Origin of the sequence: Arthrobacter sp. NPDC093139 (assembly GCF_044754165.1) — a bacterium.
Taxonomy (GTDB): domain Bacteria; phylum Actinomycetota; class Actinomycetes; order Actinomycetales; family Micrococcaceae; genus Arthrobacter.
In genome coordinates this window covers 48,474-68,501 of record NZ_JBIVOO010000002.1, presented here as the reverse complement: position 1 = coordinate 68,501, position 20,028 = coordinate 48,474, and the positions used below count along the sequence as shown (strand labels likewise).

At 61.0% G+C, this 20,028-nt stretch carries 14 protein-coding genes; 8 read left to right on the top strand and 6 right to left on the bottom strand.

The features are described 5' to 3' along the window. Positions 1 to 289: 289 nt before the first annotated feature. Entirely contained in the window at positions 290 to 1,711 is a 1,422-nt protein-coding gene (dnaA, locus tag ACIP90_RS03360) for a chromosomal replication initiator protein DnaA (protein WP_400576921.1), read from the bottom strand. 453 nt (positions 1,712 to 2,164) lie between these two features. Here dnaA and rpmH point away from each other — a divergent pair, with 453 nt between their 5' ends. From rpmH to ACIP90_RS03320, 8 genes are all read left to right on the top strand, one after another. Continuing rightward, positions 2,165 to 2,302, top strand: coding sequence for a 50S ribosomal protein L34 (gene rpmH, locus ACIP90_RS03355; protein WP_011776797.1), 138 nt, complete (start codon positions 2,165 to 2,167; stop codon positions 2,300 to 2,302). A gap of 40 nt (positions 2,303 to 2,342) precedes the next feature. Further along, complete coding sequence (gene rnpA, locus ACIP90_RS03350) at positions 2,343 to 2,768, top strand: ribonuclease P protein component (protein WP_400576920.1); 426 nt, start codon at positions 2,343 to 2,345, stop codon at positions 2,766 to 2,768. Positions 2,769 to 2,820: 52 nt separating this feature from the next. Then, entirely contained in the window at positions 2,821 to 3,156 is a 336-nt protein-coding gene (gene yidD, locus ACIP90_RS03345) for a membrane protein insertion efficiency factor YidD (RefSeq protein WP_400577696.1), read from the top strand. Between the two features lie 16 nt (positions 3,157 to 3,172). Continuing rightward, positions 3,173 to 4,147 carry a membrane protein insertase YidC gene (gene yidC / locus ACIP90_RS03340; protein WP_400576917.1) on the top strand — a complete coding sequence of 325 codons (975 nt, stop codon included), beginning with the start codon at positions 3,173 to 3,175 and terminating at the stop codon, positions 4,145 to 4,147. Further along, positions 4,147 to 4,710: a protein jag gene (locus ACIP90_RS03335; RefSeq protein ID WP_400576914.1), complete on the top strand. Its 564-nt coding sequence runs from the start codon at positions 4,147 to 4,149 to the stop codon at positions 4,708 to 4,710. Before yidC ends, ACIP90_RS03335 begins: the two co-directional genes overlap by 1 nt. 19 nt (positions 4,711 to 4,729) lie before the next feature. Beyond that, complete coding sequence (rsmG, locus tag ACIP90_RS03330; protein ID WP_400576912.1) at positions 4,730 to 5,380, top strand: 16S rRNA (guanine(527)-N(7))-methyltransferase RsmG; 651 nt, start codon at positions 4,730 to 4,732, stop codon at positions 5,378 to 5,380. A gap of 87 nt (positions 5,381 to 5,467) precedes the next feature. Next, positions 5,468 to 6,523 carry a ParA family protein gene (locus ACIP90_RS03325; RefSeq protein WP_400576910.1) on the top strand — a complete coding sequence of 352 codons (1,056 nt, stop codon included), beginning with the start codon at positions 5,468 to 5,470 and terminating at the stop codon, positions 6,521 to 6,523. A gap of 67 nt (positions 6,524 to 6,590) precedes the next feature. Then, the gene (locus ACIP90_RS03320; RefSeq protein ID WP_400576908.1) at positions 6,591 to 7,871 is read left to right on the top strand and encodes a ParB/RepB/Spo0J family partition protein; all 1,281 of its coding nucleotides are present in this window, start codon (positions 6,591 to 6,593) and stop codon (positions 7,869 to 7,871) included. Between the two features lie 4,895 nt (positions 7,872 to 12,766). Here the strand turns inward: ACIP90_RS03320 and ACIP90_RS03315 are convergent. The 5 genes from ACIP90_RS03315 to murJ form a co-directional block, all read right to left on the bottom strand. Continuing rightward, positions 12,767 to 13,012, bottom strand: coding sequence for a hypothetical protein (locus ACIP90_RS03315; protein WP_400576907.1), 246 nt, complete (start codon positions 13,010 to 13,012; stop codon positions 12,767 to 12,769). Positions 13,013 to 14,427: 1,415 nt separating this feature from the next. Then, complete coding sequence (gene trxA, locus ACIP90_RS03310; RefSeq protein WP_400478385.1) at positions 14,428 to 14,754, bottom strand: thioredoxin; 327 nt, start codon at positions 14,752 to 14,754, stop codon at positions 14,428 to 14,430. A gap of 35 nt (positions 14,755 to 14,789) precedes the next feature. Continuing rightward, positions 14,790 to 15,746, bottom strand: a complete 957-nt coding sequence (gene trxB, locus ACIP90_RS03305) for a thioredoxin-disulfide reductase (protein ID WP_400576906.1) — start codon at positions 15,744 to 15,746, stop codon at positions 14,790 to 14,792. A 251-nt stretch (positions 15,747 to 15,997) separates the two neighbouring features. Further along, complete coding sequence (locus ACIP90_RS03300) at positions 15,998 to 17,659, bottom strand: ABC transporter substrate-binding protein (protein WP_400576904.1); 1,662 nt, start codon at positions 17,657 to 17,659, stop codon at positions 15,998 to 16,000. A 173-nt stretch (positions 17,660 to 17,832) separates the two neighbouring features. Beyond that, positions 17,833 to 19,971: a murein biosynthesis integral membrane protein MurJ gene (murJ, locus tag ACIP90_RS03295; RefSeq protein ID WP_400576902.1), complete on the bottom strand. Its 2,139-nt coding sequence runs from the start codon at positions 19,969 to 19,971 to the stop codon at positions 17,833 to 17,835. Between the last annotated feature and the right edge of the window lie 57 nt (positions 19,972 to 20,028).

Here is a 20,028-nt window from a genome sequence, read left to right as displayed (position 1 = left end):
AAGTGGGATTGTTGTTTGAGGGATTTCGATTTTTTGGGATTAGTAGTGTTAATAACTGCTGTGGAAACTGTGGATAACTCCCGCTGGCGGCAGGAATCCGGGGTTAAGCCCTGTTCATGGGCTGTGGGCGGAGCAGGTTTTAAACAGCCTGTGGATGGGGAAAACTTTTTGGGCCGTTTCGGCAATCCACAGACGCCTTAAGGGTTTTAAGCCCATTAACCGCGGTTGTCCCCTTAACTGTCCACAGGGTTATCCACACGCCCCTGTTAATAAGGTTAAGAACCTTGGCTCAGGAGTCCCGCTGCTGCTGCTTGATCCGGTTGGTGAGCTCGGTGACCTGGTTGTAGATCACACGGCGTTCGGCCATCAGCTCGCGGATCTTGCGGTCCGCGTGGATGACCGTGGTGTGGTCGCGGCCACCTAGTTCCTGGCCGATCTTGGGCAGCGACATGTCCGTCAGCTCACGGCAGAGGTACATGGCGATCTGTCGCGCGGTGACCAGAGTGCGGGTGCGGGACTTGCTGCACAGCTCTTCCATGCTGAGCTTGAAGTACTCCGCGGTCTGCGTGAGGATCTGGCTGGACGTGATCTCCTGCGCGTTGTCATCGGTGATCAGATCCTTGAGGACCATTTCGGCCAGTGCCACATCAACGGGTTGGCGGTTCAGGCTGGCGAAAGCTGTGACCCGGATGAGGGCGCCCTCGAGTTCGCGGATGTTGCTGGCGATCTTGGACGCGATGTATTCCAGGGCGTCGTCCGGAGCGGAGAGGCCTTCGCTGAGTGCCTTCTTGCGGAGGATTGCGATGCGGGTCTCGAGCTCTGGCGGCTGGATGTCCGTCAGCAGGCCCCACTCGAAGCGCGACTTCATGCGGTCTTCGAAGCCGGCCAGCAGCTTGGGCGGCTGGTCGGAGGTGATCACTACCTGCTTGTTGTTGTTATGCAGGGAGTTGAAGGTGTGGAAGAACTCCTCGAGCGTTCGGTCTTTGCCGGCCAGGAACTGGATGTCGTCGATCAGCAGAACATCGACATTCCGGTACGTGGTCTTGAAGCTGGCGCCCTCATCGTCACGGATCGAGTTGATGAAGTCGTTCGTGAATTCCTCGGAGTTCACGTAGCGGACCCGGATGCCGCTGTAGAGCCTGCGGGCATAGTGGCCGATCGCATGCAGCAGGTGGGTCTTGCCGAGTCCGGAATCCCCGTAGATGAACAGCGGGTTGTAGGCCTTGGCCGGCGCTTCAGCCACGGCCACCGCGGCGGCATGTGCAAAGCGGTTGGAGGAACCGATGACGAACGTGTCAAAAACGTACTTGGGGTTCAGCCGGCCGAACTCGTGGGAAGTGCTCGGCAGCATCGGCTGCGGCTTCAGTTCAACAGACAGGTCTGTTGCGAGGGAAAGTTCGACGGCGGGTTCGGGCTCTTCGTAGAGGGGCACCAGATCGGTGTCCACGTCGATCGCGCACCGGATGTCGTCCGAGAAGACGTTGTGCAGGGCGTCGTCGAGGGCATCCTTCACCTGGGTCTGGAGCACTTCGCGCGTCAGTTCGTTGGGTACTGCCACCAGGAGCGTCGATCCGATGAGGCCCTGCGCCTGGGCGAGGATAACGAACCCGCGCTGCCTCGGGGAGACCCGGTCATCCTGTTCGAGAAGGTTCACCACGCGGCGCCAGGAACTTCCGACAGTATTGGCGTGGTTGGCTTCGTCTACTGTCATGTATCGGGTTCCTCAAAGCTTGCTGACCTGCATTACATGCAGCCGCAAGCCCGAAACCAGGGTGCTGGCCCGGCTTAATCCACAGGGTTATGCACAGTCCGTGGATAATCGGCTACTGGGACACTCTAGGGGATGAAAAGGCTAGAAGATAGCTGGCAAGCAGCTTGTGGATAATTACACGGTTGTGGTTCGAAAAGGGCGCTTGTGAGCCACTTCATCCACAGGCTGGACACAGTACTTAGCCACAGCTGGGGACAGGTGCTGGTTTGACTCACCATCACGGTCTGAACTAACGTTGTGGAGTCCTTTGTGCCTGCTTTCTGACCCCAATTTGGATCTTCGAACGCCCAGCGTTACGGAAACGGGGGAAGCAGACATATACAAAACTTAGCGTCGGCCAGTTCTTCCCCTTTGATCGGGTGGGCGCACCTTTGATCCACTGGAGTAACTAACGTGAGCAAGCGGACTTTTCAGCCGAATAACCGCCGTCGGGCCAAGAAGCACGGCTTCCGCCTTCGTATGCGCACCCGTGCCGGCCGCGCCATCCTGGCTGCACGCCGCGGCAAGGGCCGCGTCGAGCTGTCGGCCTAAATACTGACTCGTCGGTAAACTTCCCTTCGCGACTTTAACGGTGCTTGCCGCCAGGAACCGCCTGAGGACTTCAACCGATTTTTCAAAAACTGTACGTTCCGGCGTCCGCAATGGACGCCGGAACGTAGTGTTATATACGGCAACTATTGGGGCCGACGAACCCAGCAGAATCGGGTTCATCGTTTCCAAAGCTGTTGGGAACGCTGTTGCCAGGAACCTCGTTAAGAGGAGACTTAGGGAAGCCGGTGCTGTCTCGCTGCGCGAGTACGGGACCGGGTTCGCTATTGTGGTGCGTGCGTTGCCAGCATCGGCGACCGCCAGTTGGCAGGAACTGCTGGCGGACTATAACGCTGCCTTGGAAGCCACCATGAAGCGGCTGCAGGGCCGCGATCAAAGGTTGGCTGGAACAGGTTCGAACGGAACCGGTCCGAACGGAACAACACAGGAAGGGACACAGCGTGCTTGACCTGACTGGCGCCGTCGTCCGTTCTGTAAAGCCCGCAGCAGCGGCTGCCGGCATGTTCGTCTGGAACCTGCCCCGCAATATCCTCATCATTCTGCTCTTGGCCTACCGCAAGGTGATTTCACCCTTGTACGGACAGGTCTGCCGCTTCTTTCCTTCGTGCTCGGCATATGCGCTTGAGGCGATCACCGTGCACGGTGCAGTGAAAGGAAGCTGGCTCGCGGCGAAGCGCCTGGCGCGCTGCCATCCCTGGAATGCCGGCGGTGTGGACCACGTCCCCGCTGGCCACCGGGAGTGGCCTGAAAACCAGACCCCCACAATTGTTGTGATGAACAACCCGGACAAGTACCTGGCTGCTCGGACTGATGGAGAAGGCCGCGCTGCGGCCTAACGAATAGGGATATCGTATGGACTTCTTTGAAACAATCATGTTTCCGTTCAAATGGCTTGTGTCCATCATCATGGTGGGCTTCCATGAGGGCCTGAGCAGTATTGGACTCCCCGAGGCCAGCGGCTGGACGTGGACGCTGTCCATCATCGGGCTGGTGCTGGTGATCCGCGCCGCCCTGATTCCCGTGTTCGTCAAGCAGATCAAGGCGCAGCGCGGCATGCAGCTGCTGCAGCCGGACCTGAAGAAGCTGCAGGACAAGTACAAGGGCAAGACCGACCAGCTGTCCCGCCAGGCCATGGCGCAGGAACAGATGGCCATGTACAAGAAGCACGGCACCAACCCGTTCTCCGCCTGTCTGCCCATGCTCATCCAGATGCCGTTTTTCTTCGCGCTGTTCACGGTACTGTCGGGCATCAGCACGGCGCGGGACCAGGGCAACGGCATCGGTGCGATGAGCCATGACCAGGTGGTGCAGTTCGACGAGTCCACCATCTTCGGTGCCACGCTGTCCGCTTCGCTGCTGCACGGCGGCGAAGGCAACCTCACGGCCGTATGGATCCTCTCGATCATCATGATCCTTGCCATGACGGCCTCGCAGTTCATCACGCAGAAGCAGATCATGGCCAAGAACATGTCTGAAGAGGCCATGGCCTCCCCGTTCATGCGCCAGCAGAAAATGATGCTGTACATCCTGCCGATCGTGTTCGGTGTGGGCGGCATTAACTTCCCGATCGGTGTCCTGATCTACTGGACGACGACCAACCTGTGGACCATGGGTCAGCAGTTCTTTGTCATCCGCCGGATGCCGACGCCGGGTTCCCCCGCAGCCAAGGCCCTCGCTGAGCGCCGGGCCGCCAAGGGCCTTCCGGCCCTCCCCATCCTGGGAGGCAAGAAGGTCGACGTCGAGGCGGAGGCCGCCGCTGCCGCTGCGGTAGCGCAAGCCAAGAGCCAGCGCATCCAGCCACAACGCAAGAACAGGAAGAAGAAGTAATGTCTGTTGAAAGCTCAGAACAAGCACTTGCCGCTGAAAACAGCGAAGACCAGGACAGCACCGCCGAGGCCGTGTCCACGGACAAAGGCACTGCGGTAAGCCGCCTGGAAGAAGAAGGCGACGTCGCAGCCGACTACCTGGAGGAACTGCTCGACATCGCCGATATCGACGGCGATATCGACATCGAGGTCCGTAACGGACGCACCTACATCTCCATCGTCACCGAGGAAGAATCCGCTGGACTGGAGAGCCTGGTGGGCCGGGACGGCGAAGTCCTCGAGGCGCTGCAGGAACTGACCCGGCTCTCCGTGCTGTCCGCCACCGAGAACCGGTCCCGCCTCGTTCTGGACATCAACGGGTACCGCAAGGAACGTGCCGGCCACCTGCAGAAGATCGCAGAGGACGCTGTCGCCACGGCCAAGGAAACCGGGGAGCCTGTATCCCTTGAGCCCATGAGTGCCTATGAGCGCAAGATTGTTCACGACGCCGTTGCCGACCTGGGGTTCGTGAGTGAGTCCGAGGGCGAAGGCGCCGGCCGCCATATCGTCGTTTCCGTCGACTGACGCGCGGACTGACTGACTGATGGTTGAAATTACGGCCGCTGAGCGCCAGGCGGCGGAGAAAATCTTCGGCGACCGTTTGAGCCTGGCGGAACGCTACGTCGAGCACCTGGCAACTTCGGGAACGGAGCGCGGGCTCATCGGTCCGCGGGAAATACCGCGCCTGTGGGGGCGGCACGTGCTGAACTGCGCTGTCATCGAGAGCGAGATTGCGCACGGCAGCCATGTTGCCGACGTCGGAAGCGGCGCCGGGCTGCCGGGTCTCTGCCTGGCCATAGCCCGTCCGGATCTGGAACTCACGCTCATTGAGCCGCTCGAACGCCGGGTGATCTGGCTCCAGGAGGTTGTTGACGACCTCGGCTTGGACAATGTCACAATCATGCGCACCCGGGCAGAGCTTGCCGTGGGCATGGTGAACGCGGATGTCGTCACCGCCCGGGCAGTGTCTGCACTCAGCAACCTGGCAGGGCTGACCATCCCCCTCCTTGACGGTGAGGGTGAGGTCGTCGCCATCAAGGGACGCAGTGCCGCAGAGGAAATCGAGAAGGCCGCCAAAGTGATCCGTAAGCTTGGCGGTGTACAGACTTCGGTCGTAACAGTAGGCCAGGACCTGCTGGAGGAACCCACCACTGTGGTGCGCATCGTCGTGAAGAAGTCCCAAAAGATCGCCTAGCCCAGGCCCGGTGCCGCAGGTCTTGACTGCGGACCGGTTAGGCTAGAGAGCGGCAGCAAAAGGCCGAACGAGAGTGAGTGTGTCCCAGTGACCAGTAGCGAAACCTTCACACAGCGGATACCCCCGTTCGTGACTTTGGGGTCGGCACGTGCCGTTGCTGCGCCCTCCGTTGCTGCAGCCGCCAGTCACCCGAATCCGGTTGCGGGCACGGTAGATATGGCCAAGGTTTCACGTGAAACGCCCGGGCGGACAAACGTGCTGGACACCATGGATGACTCGAGCCCCATAGCCCGGGAGCTTGCCCACGAGAACAGGCGCCGCGAGCGGCTCTTGGGCCGCAAGCTCCCGAAGCCGGAGAAAACCCGTATTTTTACGGTTTCAAACCAAAAGGGCGGCGTCGGCAAGACCACCACCACCGTCAACATTGCGGGCGCACTGGCGGCGGCCGGACTGAACGTCATGGTCATAGACATCGACCCGCAGGGGAACGCGTCTACGGCCCTGGGCATTGAACACCACGCGGACGTGGACAGCATCTACGACGTCCTGATCAACGACGTTCCACTGGAAGATGTTGTGGCCCCGTGCCCCGACATCAGCAATCTCATTTGTGCACCCGCAACTATCCACCTTGCCGGCGCCGAAATCGAGCTGGTGTCCCTGGTGGCCAGGGAGCAGAGACTTCGGCGTGCGATCGACGTCTACGCCAAGGCACGCGAGAAAAAGGGCGAACCGCGGCTGGACTACATCTTCATCGACTGCCCGCCGAGTCTTGGTCTGCTGACAGTGAACGCGTTCTGCGCTGCCGGTGAAGTCCTGATTCCGATCCAGTGCGAGTACTACGCCCTTGAGGGGCTGAGCCAGCTTCTGAAGAACATCGAGATGATCCAGAAGCACCTGAACGCCGATCTGGTCGTCTCGACGATTTTGCTCACAATGTACGACGGCCGCACCAATCTGGCTGCACAGGTGGCAGCTGAGGTACGTCAGCATTTCCCCAATCAGGTGCTGGGAGCTGTTGTTCCCCGCTCCGTACGAATTTCCGAAGCACCGAGTTACCAGCAAACAGTCATGACGTACGATCCGTCCTCCAGCGGTGCACTTTCCTACCTGGAAGCCGCAGCGGAAATCGCTGAGCGTTAGAATTTTCCAAACACTGCAACAGCCGGAGCCTGGCACAGCCGGGCTCTTCCAATGGAGGGATTTATCCATGAGCGATAAGCGACGCGGGCTCGGTCGCGGTCTTGGCGCACTCATTCCAAGTTCCGCCGCCGCAAGCGCTTCCGGCAACGGTGCTGCGCCGTCACGCCCAGTGGATCTGTTCTTTCCTGAAGCCCGCAAAACTGCACGCCCCGACGCTACTGATTCTGACGTTGCTTCGGCTGGGGTTGCTTCGGCTGAGGCTGCCGCAGCCAAGGGCGGGAGCGCAGAGGAAAGTACTCCTGAATCGGAGGACGCTGAGACGGCAGCCGCGAAGCGCGCACCCCGGAGCAAGGCAGCTTCAGTAGATGCTGAAAAGTCTGCCACGCCTGCCGGTCCTGGACTGGGCAGCGCCAAGGCAGGGGCGTCTACCAGGACAGGTGCCCAAGAGCACTCAGGCGGAGCACCGGAGGAGCCGGGCTCGCGCGACGGCGGCAGTGCAGAGACATCTAACGATGTGGAGCTCGTCGAGGTACCGGGCGTTCGCTTTGCCGAAATCCCGGTGAGTGACATCCATCCAAACCGAAAACAGCCCCGCACTGTCTTCGATGAGGACGACATGGCCGAGCTCGTGCATTCTGTTCGCACAATAGGCGTCCTCCAGCCAATTGTTGTACGTACTTCAACCGAAGAAGGTGGAGAACCGTATGAGCTGGTGATGGGTGAGCGCCGGTGGAGGGCAGTGCAGGCCGCTGGGCTTGCCACCATCCCGGCGATCGTGCGCGACACCACGGATGACGACCTCCTCCGGGATGCGTTGCTGGAAAACCTTCACCGCAGCCAGCTGAATCCGCTTGAAGAGGCAGCGGCCTACCAGCAGCTGCTGGAAGACTTTGGCACCACGCATGAGCAGCTGGCTGATCGCATCGGCCGCTCCCGTCCTCAGGTGTCCAATACGCTCCGCCTTCTTAAGCTGCCCCCGCTGGTGCAGCGACGGGTAGCTGCCAACGTACTGTCCGCCGGCCACGCCCGTGCACTCCTGGCCCTGCCGGATGCCGCCGCGATGGAACGCCTGGCCCAGCGCATTGTCGCCGAGGGTATGTCTGTACGGGCCACAGAGGAAGCAGTCACGCTGCACCGCGAGCCCTCGAACCAGCCAAAGAACAACATTCCGCGTCCTGGTGCGCGGCATGAACGTCTCGACTATCTCGCCTCCTCATTGTCGGACCGTCTGGACACGAACGTGAAGATTTCGCTCGGGGCACGGAAGGGACGCGTCAGCATCGAATTCGCAAGCGTCGAGGATCTGAATCGCATCATGGACGTCCTGGCACCTGGTGCAGAGAGCTAGATTCCCAAGCCCTACCTCCGGGGTCCGTTTCACGTGAAACGGGCCCCTTTTTCTGGCCAAATTGCAGCTACCAGCCCCATTGGCCGCTGTCATGGTGCCGCTCAACGAACCTTCTCGGCCTACGCCGTGCCTGTTCGAGGGCTAGGACGGGCGACCAATAGTGTTTGGTTGATGGCTAGAACGTAGGGTTGTCCGCGCCGGTTGGAAGGCCGGGAGCAAGCCCTGAGCCCGGGAACCGGGTTGTACTCCTCTGAAGGACAAGCGCCAGTCAGCCATTGCCGCGTGGGCCAACTCGTCCAGCTCCCGGAGCCCAGCAAGAATCGGCGGCCGATAGGCGCAGGCGACGCTATTCCGCAAACGACCAGTTCATCAAGCCGAAACGGCCCGCAACCTGTGAGGGTGGCGATCCGTAGATCCTGCACCGATGTTGAGTGGTTCTTCGCGCTGAAGGCCGGGAAGCTACCACTCTGGCTCGACTCGCTCTGCCACTCCATCTCTGACTACTCCCTAGTGCGGCACGTGGCTGTGTTCTGTCGTCTGGTCAGCGCTCCCTCCCACCGTGGAGAGCACAGGTTGTTCAGCGCGTTCCCTTGCCTCGGAAGCTACCGAAGCGACGTTTTGCAGACTGCCAGGGACGCTCCCATTCTGTATCGGAGCACTTGTTGCGCGCAGATTGGATGTGGGGCTGTCTCGAAGGCCCTTTGCCCGTTCCATGCGGACTGCCCCGTACTCCCATCCCCCGAAAACGGCCGGCCCACGCGGTAGCCGCGTTCGAAGTCGGAGGTCCGCTATGGCTACGGATACTCCGTGCCTGCAAGACGGGGTCTCAACGGGGCACGTGCTCCGTCTCCTTCCTGGCGGCGGCTACGAAGTCTACCGATCTTAGGCGCAGGGCGGAGATGTGATCTATTCCCGGATATCGCTTACGCATGGATATGATGCTGTTTGCTGATTCTCTTCCCTCTCTCTCGCAGTTCAGTGGTCGTTTCACGTGAAACCAAAGAGGGAGAAGGTGCTTCAGCTGTTCCTAATTATCGGATTGGTCCGCGCCAGTCAGCGCTGTTCTAATCCGCCGACTTTCCCGTCCAGTCCGAATGTCCGCTTGTGGGCGCCGGCACAGGAGGCTCCGTTAGGCTTTTCGAATTTTGTACATGCTTTTTCGCTAGCGCATGCATCAGCCGATGATCCTGACGTTTCACATGAAACGTCATCTGTCCGGTCATGTTGAAGGGGCTTCCACGCTAGAGGCGTCTTTCCTAAGGGTGTGCGGGCCGACCTGGCCTGTATTCACCGATGTCTGCAGCTCGTTGGAAGCCGAATCCTCCGTCCTATCACTGGTGCGGGCCTCCTGTCACTGGAGCGCACGCCGCATGCTGGAGCGGTATGCAGCGGCGACTATTCCCGGGCAAAGTGCGTGCACGAAGGAGGGGTTAGCCATACGAATTTGCGGGGGCCCCTTCGACTTCTTACCAGTATTAGCGCGTGTAGCCAGGCTCGATGCTTGAACTGTTTGCTGCATTTCGCCCGCGTTGCTGTCTTCCACCCGCGATCTTCCATTTCCCGCCAGGCATCGCTCGAGTACGATGGACAACCGCGGGGTCCCCCCGCCCGGATGCTCGGCGGTCCCCGATAGGCCTGGCAGCGAACAGCGATGGCACGCTTCCTTTGTTGCAGACGGCATGGAAAAGACCGTTCATCTTCAAATTCCTGTTGCCAACTGAAGTCTCCACGCCTGTCGCGTCGAGTCCAGGGAGGATCTAGTGGGCGCGACCAACGTGGTGAAGGACCACGCCATGCCTGCTAGGACCAGTTCATGCCTACGGACGACGTAGACAGATAGGTGGGATATGTGGGGCGGTTCTCCTCCCTGCTGGGCTCACGGGCACGATGGGTGACTGCTCCTCCGTTCGGGGCGGAGGGTCTGCGTGGCTGACAGCGGGCGTTCTTATCCCCGTGCGCAGTCCGTTGCCGTATGGCAGGCAAATGAACTTGAACCGCAACACGGCCGGTACCTGTTTCACGTGAAACAAGGGACCCGGCCGTTTCACGTGAAACGGCCCCCAAGAACGGTCGAACGGACGAGTCGGCGCTTTGTTCAGATCCCCAGCCGCGCGGATGATTTGCCAAGGAGTCGTTGGTCGGCCGGCCAGCGTACGGCAATTGGCACAGCCACCCCGGGAACCGCAGGCGACGGAATGACGCCTTGGGCGCGATAGCAAGGCTTGCTTGCCGGTTGGTTGCTGTGTCTTTGGGGAACACGATCATCACGCTGCGAGTTCGCATCGTCCTTCGTCCCCTCTTTCTCCCCCACGCAAGAGCATGGGATTCCGCATGGCCGCGCCGAGGGCAGTGGCGATCAGCATCCTGCCTATGCCCGCACGACGGGTATTCATCCGCGCTCCCCCAGACAAACTTATGCGCACATGCACCTGGCGTCTCTTGGAGCCTCGCTTTTCGCAGCCCTGCATACCCCTGAGGCTCAATACAAGCCGGCGATGTGCAGGCTGGCGTTTAGCCCGAGGACCCTGATGGAACCGCGACCTGGGGACGTGCGCACGGCCAAGCGACGGCACGCCGACTCGCTGGCACCTCGGTGGCTCTTCCCGGCGGCACGTGGTTCCCTGGAGAGTTGGGTGTCGTATCGCCCTCCTCGACGTTCTGATTCCTGGCTGCGCCTCGCCGTCGTACGGTGTGATCGCCAACGCGGACTGCTCAACGGGCCTGGTGATCTGATGTGGATAACCGTGTGGATATCGCTGTGGAAACGCCTGTGGATAACAGTGGGGATAACTGGAGGCCAGCGGCGGGGCGCCCGCATATTGGGTGTGACTGCCGGCAGCGCGCCGCAGCTGCAGGCGACGCTCGTACGGATAGCTGGCGCCGAGTGTTTCACGTGAAACGCGTCACGGGAAGCGCTCCTCATTTTTACACTCTTGAAACTCCGCACCGAAGCCTAATACTGGAGCAAAATCGGTTTCTTGCACGGATCTGACCCTCATCAAAGCAGGTGTTCTCGTAGAGGTAGCGGATAGGCTCACTGCACGGTTTGCTGCTCAAACGTAGGCTGAGTTGGCTTGTACCCGCAGCACTCCAACAGCTTCGTCAGGAGCGGCCCGGAATGAGCTGTGAAAAAGCCTGTGGATTAGGCTGTGGATAAAGATGTGAATAATGTCACTGTCTAAGAGGGAACCCGATCCCCGGAGGGCGATGCTTCGTCGCCGCCGTACCCTTTTCTGAGTTGTGGCGCACGCGACTTCAGTACCTGATTACCTGACGCAGAGGCTGTTGATCTTTCACATGCAACTAGGGCGAGGCAGTGGTTTGCGTCCGGAATCGGGCAGACCTGGCACGTGCCGATACAACTGCACCCTTGGGCCGAGTGGGCATTTACTGACTGCCGGTTTTCAGCAAATGATGGGACAGTGCGGTAGTCGTCTTGTCCGCGGTGCCTGGTGTGGCATCGAGGCACTAGGCAGCTAATCGGTGGTGCCTGAGTGGCTAGGCTGGGACCGCGGTCGTCCCCGTCCGTAGTTCGGGGACGGAGCATCGTGGTCCGTGCAGGGTCTTGAAGGGGCTCCGCGACCCTGGGTGTCGGGAGACCATTTAGTCGGTCGCCGAATCGTGACGTGGCGTTGCGTCGACCGGCGCAGTGCCGGCAGGCACTTGGGTCATTGCAGGGCTCGGCGGTTGCCGTGAAGTGTCGGCAAGGCTCGAAGTGGCCCGGGAAGTCGATCCGTCCAGAGGGCGCCAGGGGCATGCGACGATGTTCGGGCGAGTCTATGGAGTATTGATTCGGCCAATGGCCTTGGACGTTTCTCACAAGGAGAGGCTGCACAGGGTGGGGCCGCCTATCTCTTCGGAACGTGGTCCGATACCACCTGGCCTTGGGCCAATTCACCGTACCCATTTGCTGGGAGCGCGTTGCCAGCGCCAGTGGTGCAGCACCGGACATCAGTGACTCTACCTGCCGATGACTAGCGAACGGTAGCTGAATTGGGACAGGTCGGCGCTCGAAGCAATACTGAACGCGGTTCGCACGTTTCACGTGAAACATGAATACCCATGGCCCGGCTTAAAGCCGACCGGGCTCGTAGTCGACTGGCCGAACGGTTGAGGGATGACTTCCGCGTATGCCGCGGAAGGGCGCCGCTGGTAGTTGGCCTCTGCAGACGTGGCACGGTTGAGGACCTGGTTCGCCGCCGAATGGCCGTGGGCTTGAGCGGCTGTGGGATTGGGAGCAGAGCCGCAGCCAAGGTTTAGGTGTTTGATCAGAACCTCCGACTATCACTGATGCAGCCGAGAAAACTGGCGGCATGCGGGACTACACGCAACTACCGGGGAAGTTCGTTCGCGAGGGGCGGGCAACTCCGGAATTGAAAGGGCGGCGCCTGGGACCGCCGGCTGTGTTCGTTCAAGTATCGATTCAAGCCGAGTGTGCGGACGGGTGGTGGTGCGCACGGATCTCCGTGGCTTGATGTGGAGTCTAGCAACGCAACTTCAAGGTGGCTGATGCCCTTCAGAGGCCGGGCCCCACGGAATCGGCAAGTTGTCTATGGTCAAGGATGGAACAAGGATTTGGAACGTTAGGGCACCGTCTCTGCTCTGCGATGTCTCTCGGAAGAACGACCGTCAGCCTGTTTCACGTGAAACCATGTCCATACCTGTCTTGGAAAGACTTGGCGCTGGCAAAGAAGCGCCTGAAGCACCAGCGGGCGAAGGGGCATGTAGTTCAGACGGAGAGCGTCACTAGTTGTTGTACCGGCAACGGAGACTAGATCCCTCACGCATACTGATTTCGAGTCCGGTTAGCACCGTAGTCCAGCTCTAAGCTTCATGCGCCGGGAAACGGCTCCGGAATCGCCAAGCTGTGGTTGTTAATCACGGAGTCCGGACGCCTATCTACGGATTAGAAGGTCTTTTATGGTGTGGCAACTCATCGTTGTCGTGGAATTCATCACGCCGATTTCAGGTTGGCGCTCAAAATTCTCCTTCAGGCTTGTTGCGTAATCGGTAGCCCATGGAAATGTGCTCATTTGTGTGAGCTTTTGGACAACTCGATCCCGGCCAGTTCGCTTCTTCGGTTCGAGGAGGGGCGGATCGGCTGAGCTGCCCGGGTGAAACGATGCTTTGGGTTTGCTCATACGGCGGACTTTACGGCCCGTTGCGTGCCAGGAGACATGTGGTTGCCGCGCAGACGGCGGGGCTTCGTCCGTGCCCTTACAGAGGTATGGAAAAACACATACCGACCTGAGGTCTCGGCGGCGGTACTTTCGCTGCTTCACGTTGTTCTTTGATGGCGTTCACCCGAAATTAGGTGCCTAATCGTGGGCCGCTTGCAGTGCAGGGTGCTCCCCGGCGGCGAGTCATGTCAGCCTGCAGTTGTAGCTTTATGTTTCACGTGAAACGTCGCCCCAAGTCTGTAGAGCGTGTCGACGATGAGAAGATCCCCTCCCTGTGTACGGCGCCGGTTCTTGGCATCTAGCGTTGTCGACATGGGGCGATTGCATATCCGGTAGCGTTTCACGTGAAACTGCCGCGCCTGCGCACCGCTCGGACGCCTTGGTTGGAGCTGCTCGCAGGTGAACTTCCAGCTGGGAACTTTAGATGACAGATGGCAATACCGCTATAAGTGCCAGTCCTCGCGCAATGGCGGACAGGCGCGCTGAGCGGCCCTGGGTATCGTTGCGCCCAATTGCTACTCGCCTCGTTGTCGAGGCGAGGAACGCGACATCGCTCTGAGGAGCCGCCCTGAAGTTGGTGTTGGGCTGACATGAATCTGTCCAGCGGTATACGGTCCTGAACAGGGCCATCTGTCGCGAGATCAGACAACAGACCGTCACGAGACTGAACGACAGTTGGCCCGGCAACCGGCTGGACTAGAAAGTGAGCGCATGCTCCGTGCAGATCCACAGCGTGAGAAGCGACCAAAGTGATCGGCAGCCAGAGAGGGGAAGCACCTTCTGGGAACCGACCAAACGGTCATCGGTGCAGTTAGCGGTCGGTGCGGTTGGTTACGGTGCCGCTTCCTTCGATGACGCCGTGCCGTGCCGTGCCATGGGAGGCTACTTCCGGTGCCGCATGGTTTGCCACGGTGATGTCGCGCGCTGAATTGCCAGCGCTGTTTCACGTGAAACGCCGTTGAAGGTCGCCGCGGCCGAACATAGAGTTCACGAGCACAGTACGCCAACGACGAGCCCGAGGGGCATCGTCTAGGTCAATCGGTGGGGACGTTCCACGACTGCAGCAGCACCCTAACCGCACGTCATCCAGGGTCGAATTCTGCCTGAGTCCATCTCAGTGAAGAAAGCAGGACTTCGAAACAACTTGCGGTTCATTTAGCCGAAGATTTGCCCAGTGTAGTGATTCGCTGTGATCCTTTCGGTGTCCTCCACGGGAAGTATCCCGCTGAAGCCATCCCGGCAGTTACCAAACCCGCATTGACCTGTTGCCACCGTGCGTTCGTCCCAGAAGACCCTGCCCATAAAAAAGTGGCCACCACTCTTTCGGAGTGGTGGCCACGTCCCGCCGCCTAATAGGGGCAGGTTCGTTCTCTTGGTTAGGACAGGACGTCTGCAAATTCCTTTTCGAAGAACTGCTTCGGCTTTGCACCGATGACTGTGCTCTTCACTTCGCCGCCCTGGAACAGGTACACGGCAGGAATCGAGGTGATACCGTACTCGGCGGCAATGGACGGGTTATCGTCGACGTTCACCTTGACCACCTCGACCTTTTCGCTGTATTCCACGGAGATCTCGTCCAGGATGGGGCCGAGCTTGCGGCAGGGACCGCACCATTCGGCCCAGAAGTCCACGATTACCGGCTTGTCGGCTGCCAGAACGTCCGTGCTGAAGCTTGCGTCGGTCACATCTTTAGCGTTGCTCATAATCCTGTCTCTCTTTCGAAGTGTTTCAGCGCCGTTCAGGCGTGAAGGTCTGCAAGGTAGTGTTCGACGTCGATTGCGGCTACACAGCCGGAGCCCGACGCCGTAATGGCCTGGCGGTAGGTGGGATCGACGACATCACCTGCTGCGAAGACTCCGGGGATGCTCGTCCGGGAGCTGCGGCCCTCCACCGCGATAGTTCCCGCGTCCGTCATCTTAAGGGTGTCCTTGACAAGCTCCGTGCGGGGATCGTTTCCGATGGCCACAAAGACGCCCGTGACTGCCAGTTCCGACTCGGCACCGTCCAGGACGTTTTTCAGCTTCAGGCCTGTCACCTTGTCATCGCCGAGCACGTCCTCCACGGCCGTGTTCCAGATGAAGTTAATCTTCTCGTGAGCCTGGGCGCGGTCACCCATGATTTTGGAAGCCTTCAGTGTGTCGCGGCGGTGGACAACGGTTACGGACTTGGCGAACTTGGTGAGGAACAGTGCCTCTTCCATCGCGGAGTCGCCACCGCCAATGACGGCGATGTCCTGGTCCTTGAAAAAGAAACCATCGCAGGTTGCACACCAGCTGACTCCGTGGCCGGAGAGACGCTTTTCATTGGCCAAGCCAAGCTCACGGTAAGCGGAGCCGGTGGAGAGAATGATGGCCCGCGCGCGGAAGGTCTCCCCCGTGGCGATGGTGACCGTCTTTATGTCGCCGTCGAGGTCCAACGCCGTGACGTCTTCAAACTGGATTTCCGTTCCGAAACGGGCGGCCTGCTTTTCAAAGTTCTCCATCAGGTCCGGACCCATGATGCCGTCGGGAAAGCCTGGGTAGTTCTCGACGTCCGTGGTGTTCATCAGTTCGCCGCCAGCAGTGACGGAACCGGCCAGAAGCAGCGGCTTAAGGTTGGCACGTGCCGTATAGACAGCCGCCGTGTACCCTGCCGGGCCGGAGCCGACGATGATGACATCACGTACTTCTGACGCGCCGTTTTCTGCGTTGCTCACTGAACGGTGAACCTCTTCCCTTAATCGATGAGCCAGCTTTCGGCCGGCCACATGGCACAACTGATTAGCGGTGCCGAATATTCCAGACGTAGTGGAGGCCCGCTAAGGCGCGTGAAGCCTGCACACCCACGCCATCACAAGACGTCCCCCAAGGGTACCGGTTCGGATCCATCAGAGCATGCCCGTTACATGTCATGGCATCAGGCCGAAAACGTGCAGCCGGCAAGGTGACCGGAAAAGGATGCGCTCCGCTACTGGACCTTGATTTCCGCGAGCCGGAGACCGAAACCGTAGCGGGTCTTCGGCGCCGCCAGCCGGGGCAGGTTCTTGATGGACACGATGACGTACTCCGCAGTGACCGGCTCAGCGAGCGGCATGGTCAGGTCAGGCGAGGTGAAGCTGTTGGTGCCCACCTGCTTGGCACCATCCAGGGACGGCCTGTCATTCGTGAAGACGCTGATGTTACCGCCCGAGGCACCCAGCTGGTTCAACGTGATGGAGGAGATCTTGGACGGGTCCTTCAGCTTGACCGCGAGTGATACACCATCAGGAGCCAGGCCACCCCAGTTGTCGGTCGCAAACTCCATGTCTGACCAGTAGCTGGCGGCGTTGCCGTCGAACGTCTTGGCGAGGTCATTGTCGTAGTTGGAGGCAAAATCAAAGACACCCAACCGAGTGACACCCTCTACTGCCGGCGGTCCGGCCGCGGGTGCGGTGCTTGGACTGGGCGACGGGCTTCCGGTGCCGGCCTTCTCAGGCGCAGTCGCCACGGATCCCGGCGTTTCCTGGGACTGAGGCGCAGGCTTGATGAGGCTGCCAAGGTTGGTGACGGCAAAGATCAGTCCGACAACCAGCACTGCGGCCAGCAAACCGCCCACCAGCCACCGCATGGAGCGCGGCTCCTGCCGGGTTTCATCTTCATCGTCATCGTCGTAGCTGGCGCCAGCCGAAGCGAGGCCAGTTCCGGCGGCCGCAGGGAAGCTGCTGGCCTGCCGGTCCGAGTGGTGGCCGTCCACCTCGTCGTCGGTGTATTGGTCGTTGGCATAGCGATCATCGGGTGCGTAGCCATAGTCGTTCTGCGACCACAGCGATACCTTCGGGTGATCATCCCCGCCATGGGCCCCCGCTGCGCCACGCTCGTGCGAGCCTTCAGTGGAGTTCGCGGAGCTGTTGCGTTCACGCTGGAGCAGGGCCTGCTCTACGTTCTCGCGCTGGACGGGCTGTGGTGCCGTGTTCTCCGGAACCTCAGTCCGCGGCCTGCCCGCAGGGGCTGCCGCGCCGGCACCTGAAGACTCGCCGGGGCCTGCGGCGGCGCCTGCAGCCGGAACGCCCGGACGGCTCGGCGGAAGCGGAGGGACGATGGGGGCCCTGCGGACTGGAGCAGCCGGTGCGCTGGCACCGGCATGCTGCTCCGGCGACTGCTGGCCGGAGCTGCGGCCGCCACTGTGAGCCGGGTAGGAGTCACCCTGATGGGCTGCGCTGTAATCGATGTAGCCGGCGTCAACCTCTTCCTCGTCGTCGTACAGTTCCGGTTCATGGGACCGTGCCTGCCCGAAAATCTCACTGCCCAGCGTGTCCGTGAAGAATGGTTCAACATACGGAGGGTTGGACGCAACCACGAGGTCCAGCAGGTCAGCCGCGGACGTGTGGTTGGTGATGAGGTACGTGGTGGCATCGCTGACGCCGAGATCAAGGATCTGAACGCTGCCGGGGCGTTCCCCGGTGGCCACTTCACGGGCGCTCTGAGCCACTTGGTCAGCGTTGTGGGGGCCGGCCACCAGGATGCTGACCGGCCTGTTGAGCACCTGGTCCGTACCATCCAGCACCAGATCCTGGTCATGCGAGGTCAGTACTGTGGCCGTGACCTTGTAGCGGCCGCCAAGTACTGATCCGACATCGATCGGGTGGGACACGTGTTCCTCCTAGGCTGTCCGGGAATTGCGCGGGCCTGGTGTGCCGTCACCGCGGAAAGACCTCCGGCAAGCCGGCTGACACCTGACCCGCAACTACCCTTGTTCTTTTTCGATCCTAGCCGATGCTGTGCAACGGCCGGGTGAGACGGGCTGGATAAGCCGGACCCGGTGTCTTATTTTTTCTTCTTGCGCCTGGTCCTGAAGTACGGGTTCTGACCTGGCTTGCCTTGGAACGTCCTCCGGCCCGGTAGCGGGATCTCCTCGCGCAGTATGCTGCCGCGGGCGGTGCTGGGTGTCTCCTCCTCCGGCAGGTATGCTGGCTTGCCGGAACGTCCGGCATCCTCTCGTTCCGGCCTGGGAGCCGGTCCGGCACGGAAGGAAGCGGCATCGAATTCGCCCGAGATCCGCGGAATCAATCCGGTGTCCAGCGAGACCGTGGCGCGTTCCGCCGTCGGCCGCTGCGCAGAATGGGAACCTGACCCGGGCGCGGCGGCGGCTCTCCGCGCCCCCTCCGTGATGGTACCGGCAGAATCACCGGCTGCCGGTGCCGTAGGCCCGGCGCCGCGGCCCAGCCGTCCGAGCAGCGGACGGAGCAGGTCGCGCAGTTCGGTAACGCGGAACAGTTTCAGGAGCAACAGGTATGCGGCCAGCATGACGGGCCCGACGACGATGATGGTCACCAGTGCCGTCAATCGGTTGGTCCAGGCGAAGCCCACCGGACTGTAGTTACCCAGCAGCCAGAGGGCGCCGACGCCGGCAATGGCGGAACCGAGCGCGGCGTAACCCATGCGTATATACGAGTTGGCGATCCGCGGCCCGTCCAGATGCCCCAGGAGCCGGCGCAGGAAGAACGCGCTGACGATCACCGAGAGAATGTTGCCGCCCGTATAGAGAATGGCGATGGCAAAGATGATCTGGTTGAACGGGAGGAACTGGATGAAGAACGCCGCCACGACGTTCACCAGGGCCAGGACCAACTGGATGTAGAACGGTGTCCGGGCATCCTCATTGGCATAGAAGACCCGGGACATCATGAAGTTCGCGCTCATGAACGGCGTGGAGAGCGCCAGGATGGTGAGGGTCTGCGCCAGCATGATCCCGTCAGTCCGCAGCCCGCCGGAGAAGAACATGCCCAGTGGCCCGGCCAAAGCGAAGAGGGCGAGGGCACCGAACACGGTCGCGACTGCCATCGTGCGCAGCCCCTGCGACAGTGCATTGCGGAGTTCGTCGCGGTTTCCCTCCTGCGAGGCTCGTGTCATGCGGTTAAACAGCACGGTGGCGAGTGAGAGCGCGATGATCGAGTGCGGCAGCAGGTACAGCTGGCTGGCAACCTCCAGCACTGCGTTGCCGGGAAGCAACGCGGCAGAGTCAAAGTCGCCGGCTTTCTGGAGGCGGAGCCGCTCCGCACCCGGAATGGTGGCGATGCGCATCACGTAGAGGAAGGCGAGCTGGCCGACGGCGGCGGTGAGGAGCGTCCAAACGCTCAGCTTTGCGGCGTGGCCAAGCCCCACTCCGCGCCAGCCAAAACGCGGCCGCAGGCCCAGCTTCAGGCGGAAAACGGGGATGAGCAGGATGGCCGTCTGGGCGATGACGCCGATTGTGGAGAAACCGGCCACGAAGAAGGTCTGGGTGTCACCCCAGTTGTCCAGCGTATGAGGATTGGCCACGTTGGCGCCGAAAATCCAGATGAACATACCCAGGCCGGCGATGGCCACGACATTGTTCAGGATGGGTGCCCACATGGCCGGGCCGAAGGCTCCATTGGCGTTGAGGACCTGGGTCAGGAGGGCATAGAGGCCGTAGAAGAAGATCTGCGGCAGGCACCAGAAGGCGAACGTAACGGCAAGGGCCCGCTGCTGCGGAGAATAGCCCTGTGTGGTCAGTTCGATGACGAAGGGAGCCAGCAGCGTCACCAGCAGTGTCAGGGACAGCAGCACCAGCACCGCCAGCGTCAGGAGCCGGCTGATGTAGTCCGCTCCCCTGTCGGGCGCCTTGCTTGCCTTGATGATCTGCGGCACGAGCACGGCGTTGAAGACACCGCCGGCCACGAGCAGGAAGATCAGGTTCGGCAGGTTGTTGGCGTTGATGAACGTGTCATTGACCGTGGAACCCAGTCCCAGGGCGGCGCCGAGCATCCACGTTTTGCCGAAGCCCAGGATGCGCGAGACCAGGGTCCCGGCCGCCATGATGGCGCTGGACCGGGCTTCGCCGGGCTGGGCCGCGCTGGAGGCAGCCTCGCCGGCAGGCGTGACGCCCGAGGGCGGTTCGCCCGGCTGTGCGGGCTGCTCGGATGGTGGATTGGCTGCTGACATCGTCTTCATCGTCTCACCCGGGCGGGCAAATTGCCGTAACCCACGTTGCCGTAACCC

Coding starts and splice junctions, on each gene's coding strand:
- dnaA (WP_400576921.1), bottom strand. CDS start 1,711: ATGACAGTAGACGAAGCCAACCACGCCAATACTGTCGGAAGTTCCTGG.
- yidD (WP_400577696.1), top strand. CDS start 2,821: ATGTTCGTCTGGAACCTGCCCCGCAATATCCTCATCATTCTGCTCTTG.
- yidC (WP_400576917.1), top strand. CDS start 3,173: ATGGACTTCTTTGAAACAATCATGTTTCCGTTCAAATGGCTTGTGTCC.
- ACIP90_RS03335 (WP_400576914.1), top strand. CDS start 4,147: ATGTCTGTTGAAAGCTCAGAACAAGCACTTGCCGCTGAAAACAGCGAA.
- rsmG (WP_400576912.1), top strand. CDS start 4,730: ATGGTTGAAATTACGGCCGCTGAGCGCCAGGCGGCGGAGAAAATCTTC.
- ACIP90_RS03320 (WP_400576908.1), top strand. CDS start 6,591: ATGAGCGATAAGCGACGCGGGCTCGGTCGCGGTCTTGGCGCACTCATT.
- ACIP90_RS03315 (WP_400576907.1), bottom strand. CDS start 13,012: ATGAGCAAACCCAAAGCATCGTTTCACCCGGGCAGCTCAGCCGATCCG.
- trxA (WP_400478385.1), bottom strand. CDS start 14,754: ATGAGCAACGCTAAAGATGTGACCGACGCAAGCTTCAGCACGGACGTT.
- murJ (WP_400576902.1), bottom strand. CDS start 19,971: ATGTCAGCAGCCAATCCACCATCCGAGCAGCCCGCACAGCCGGGCGAA.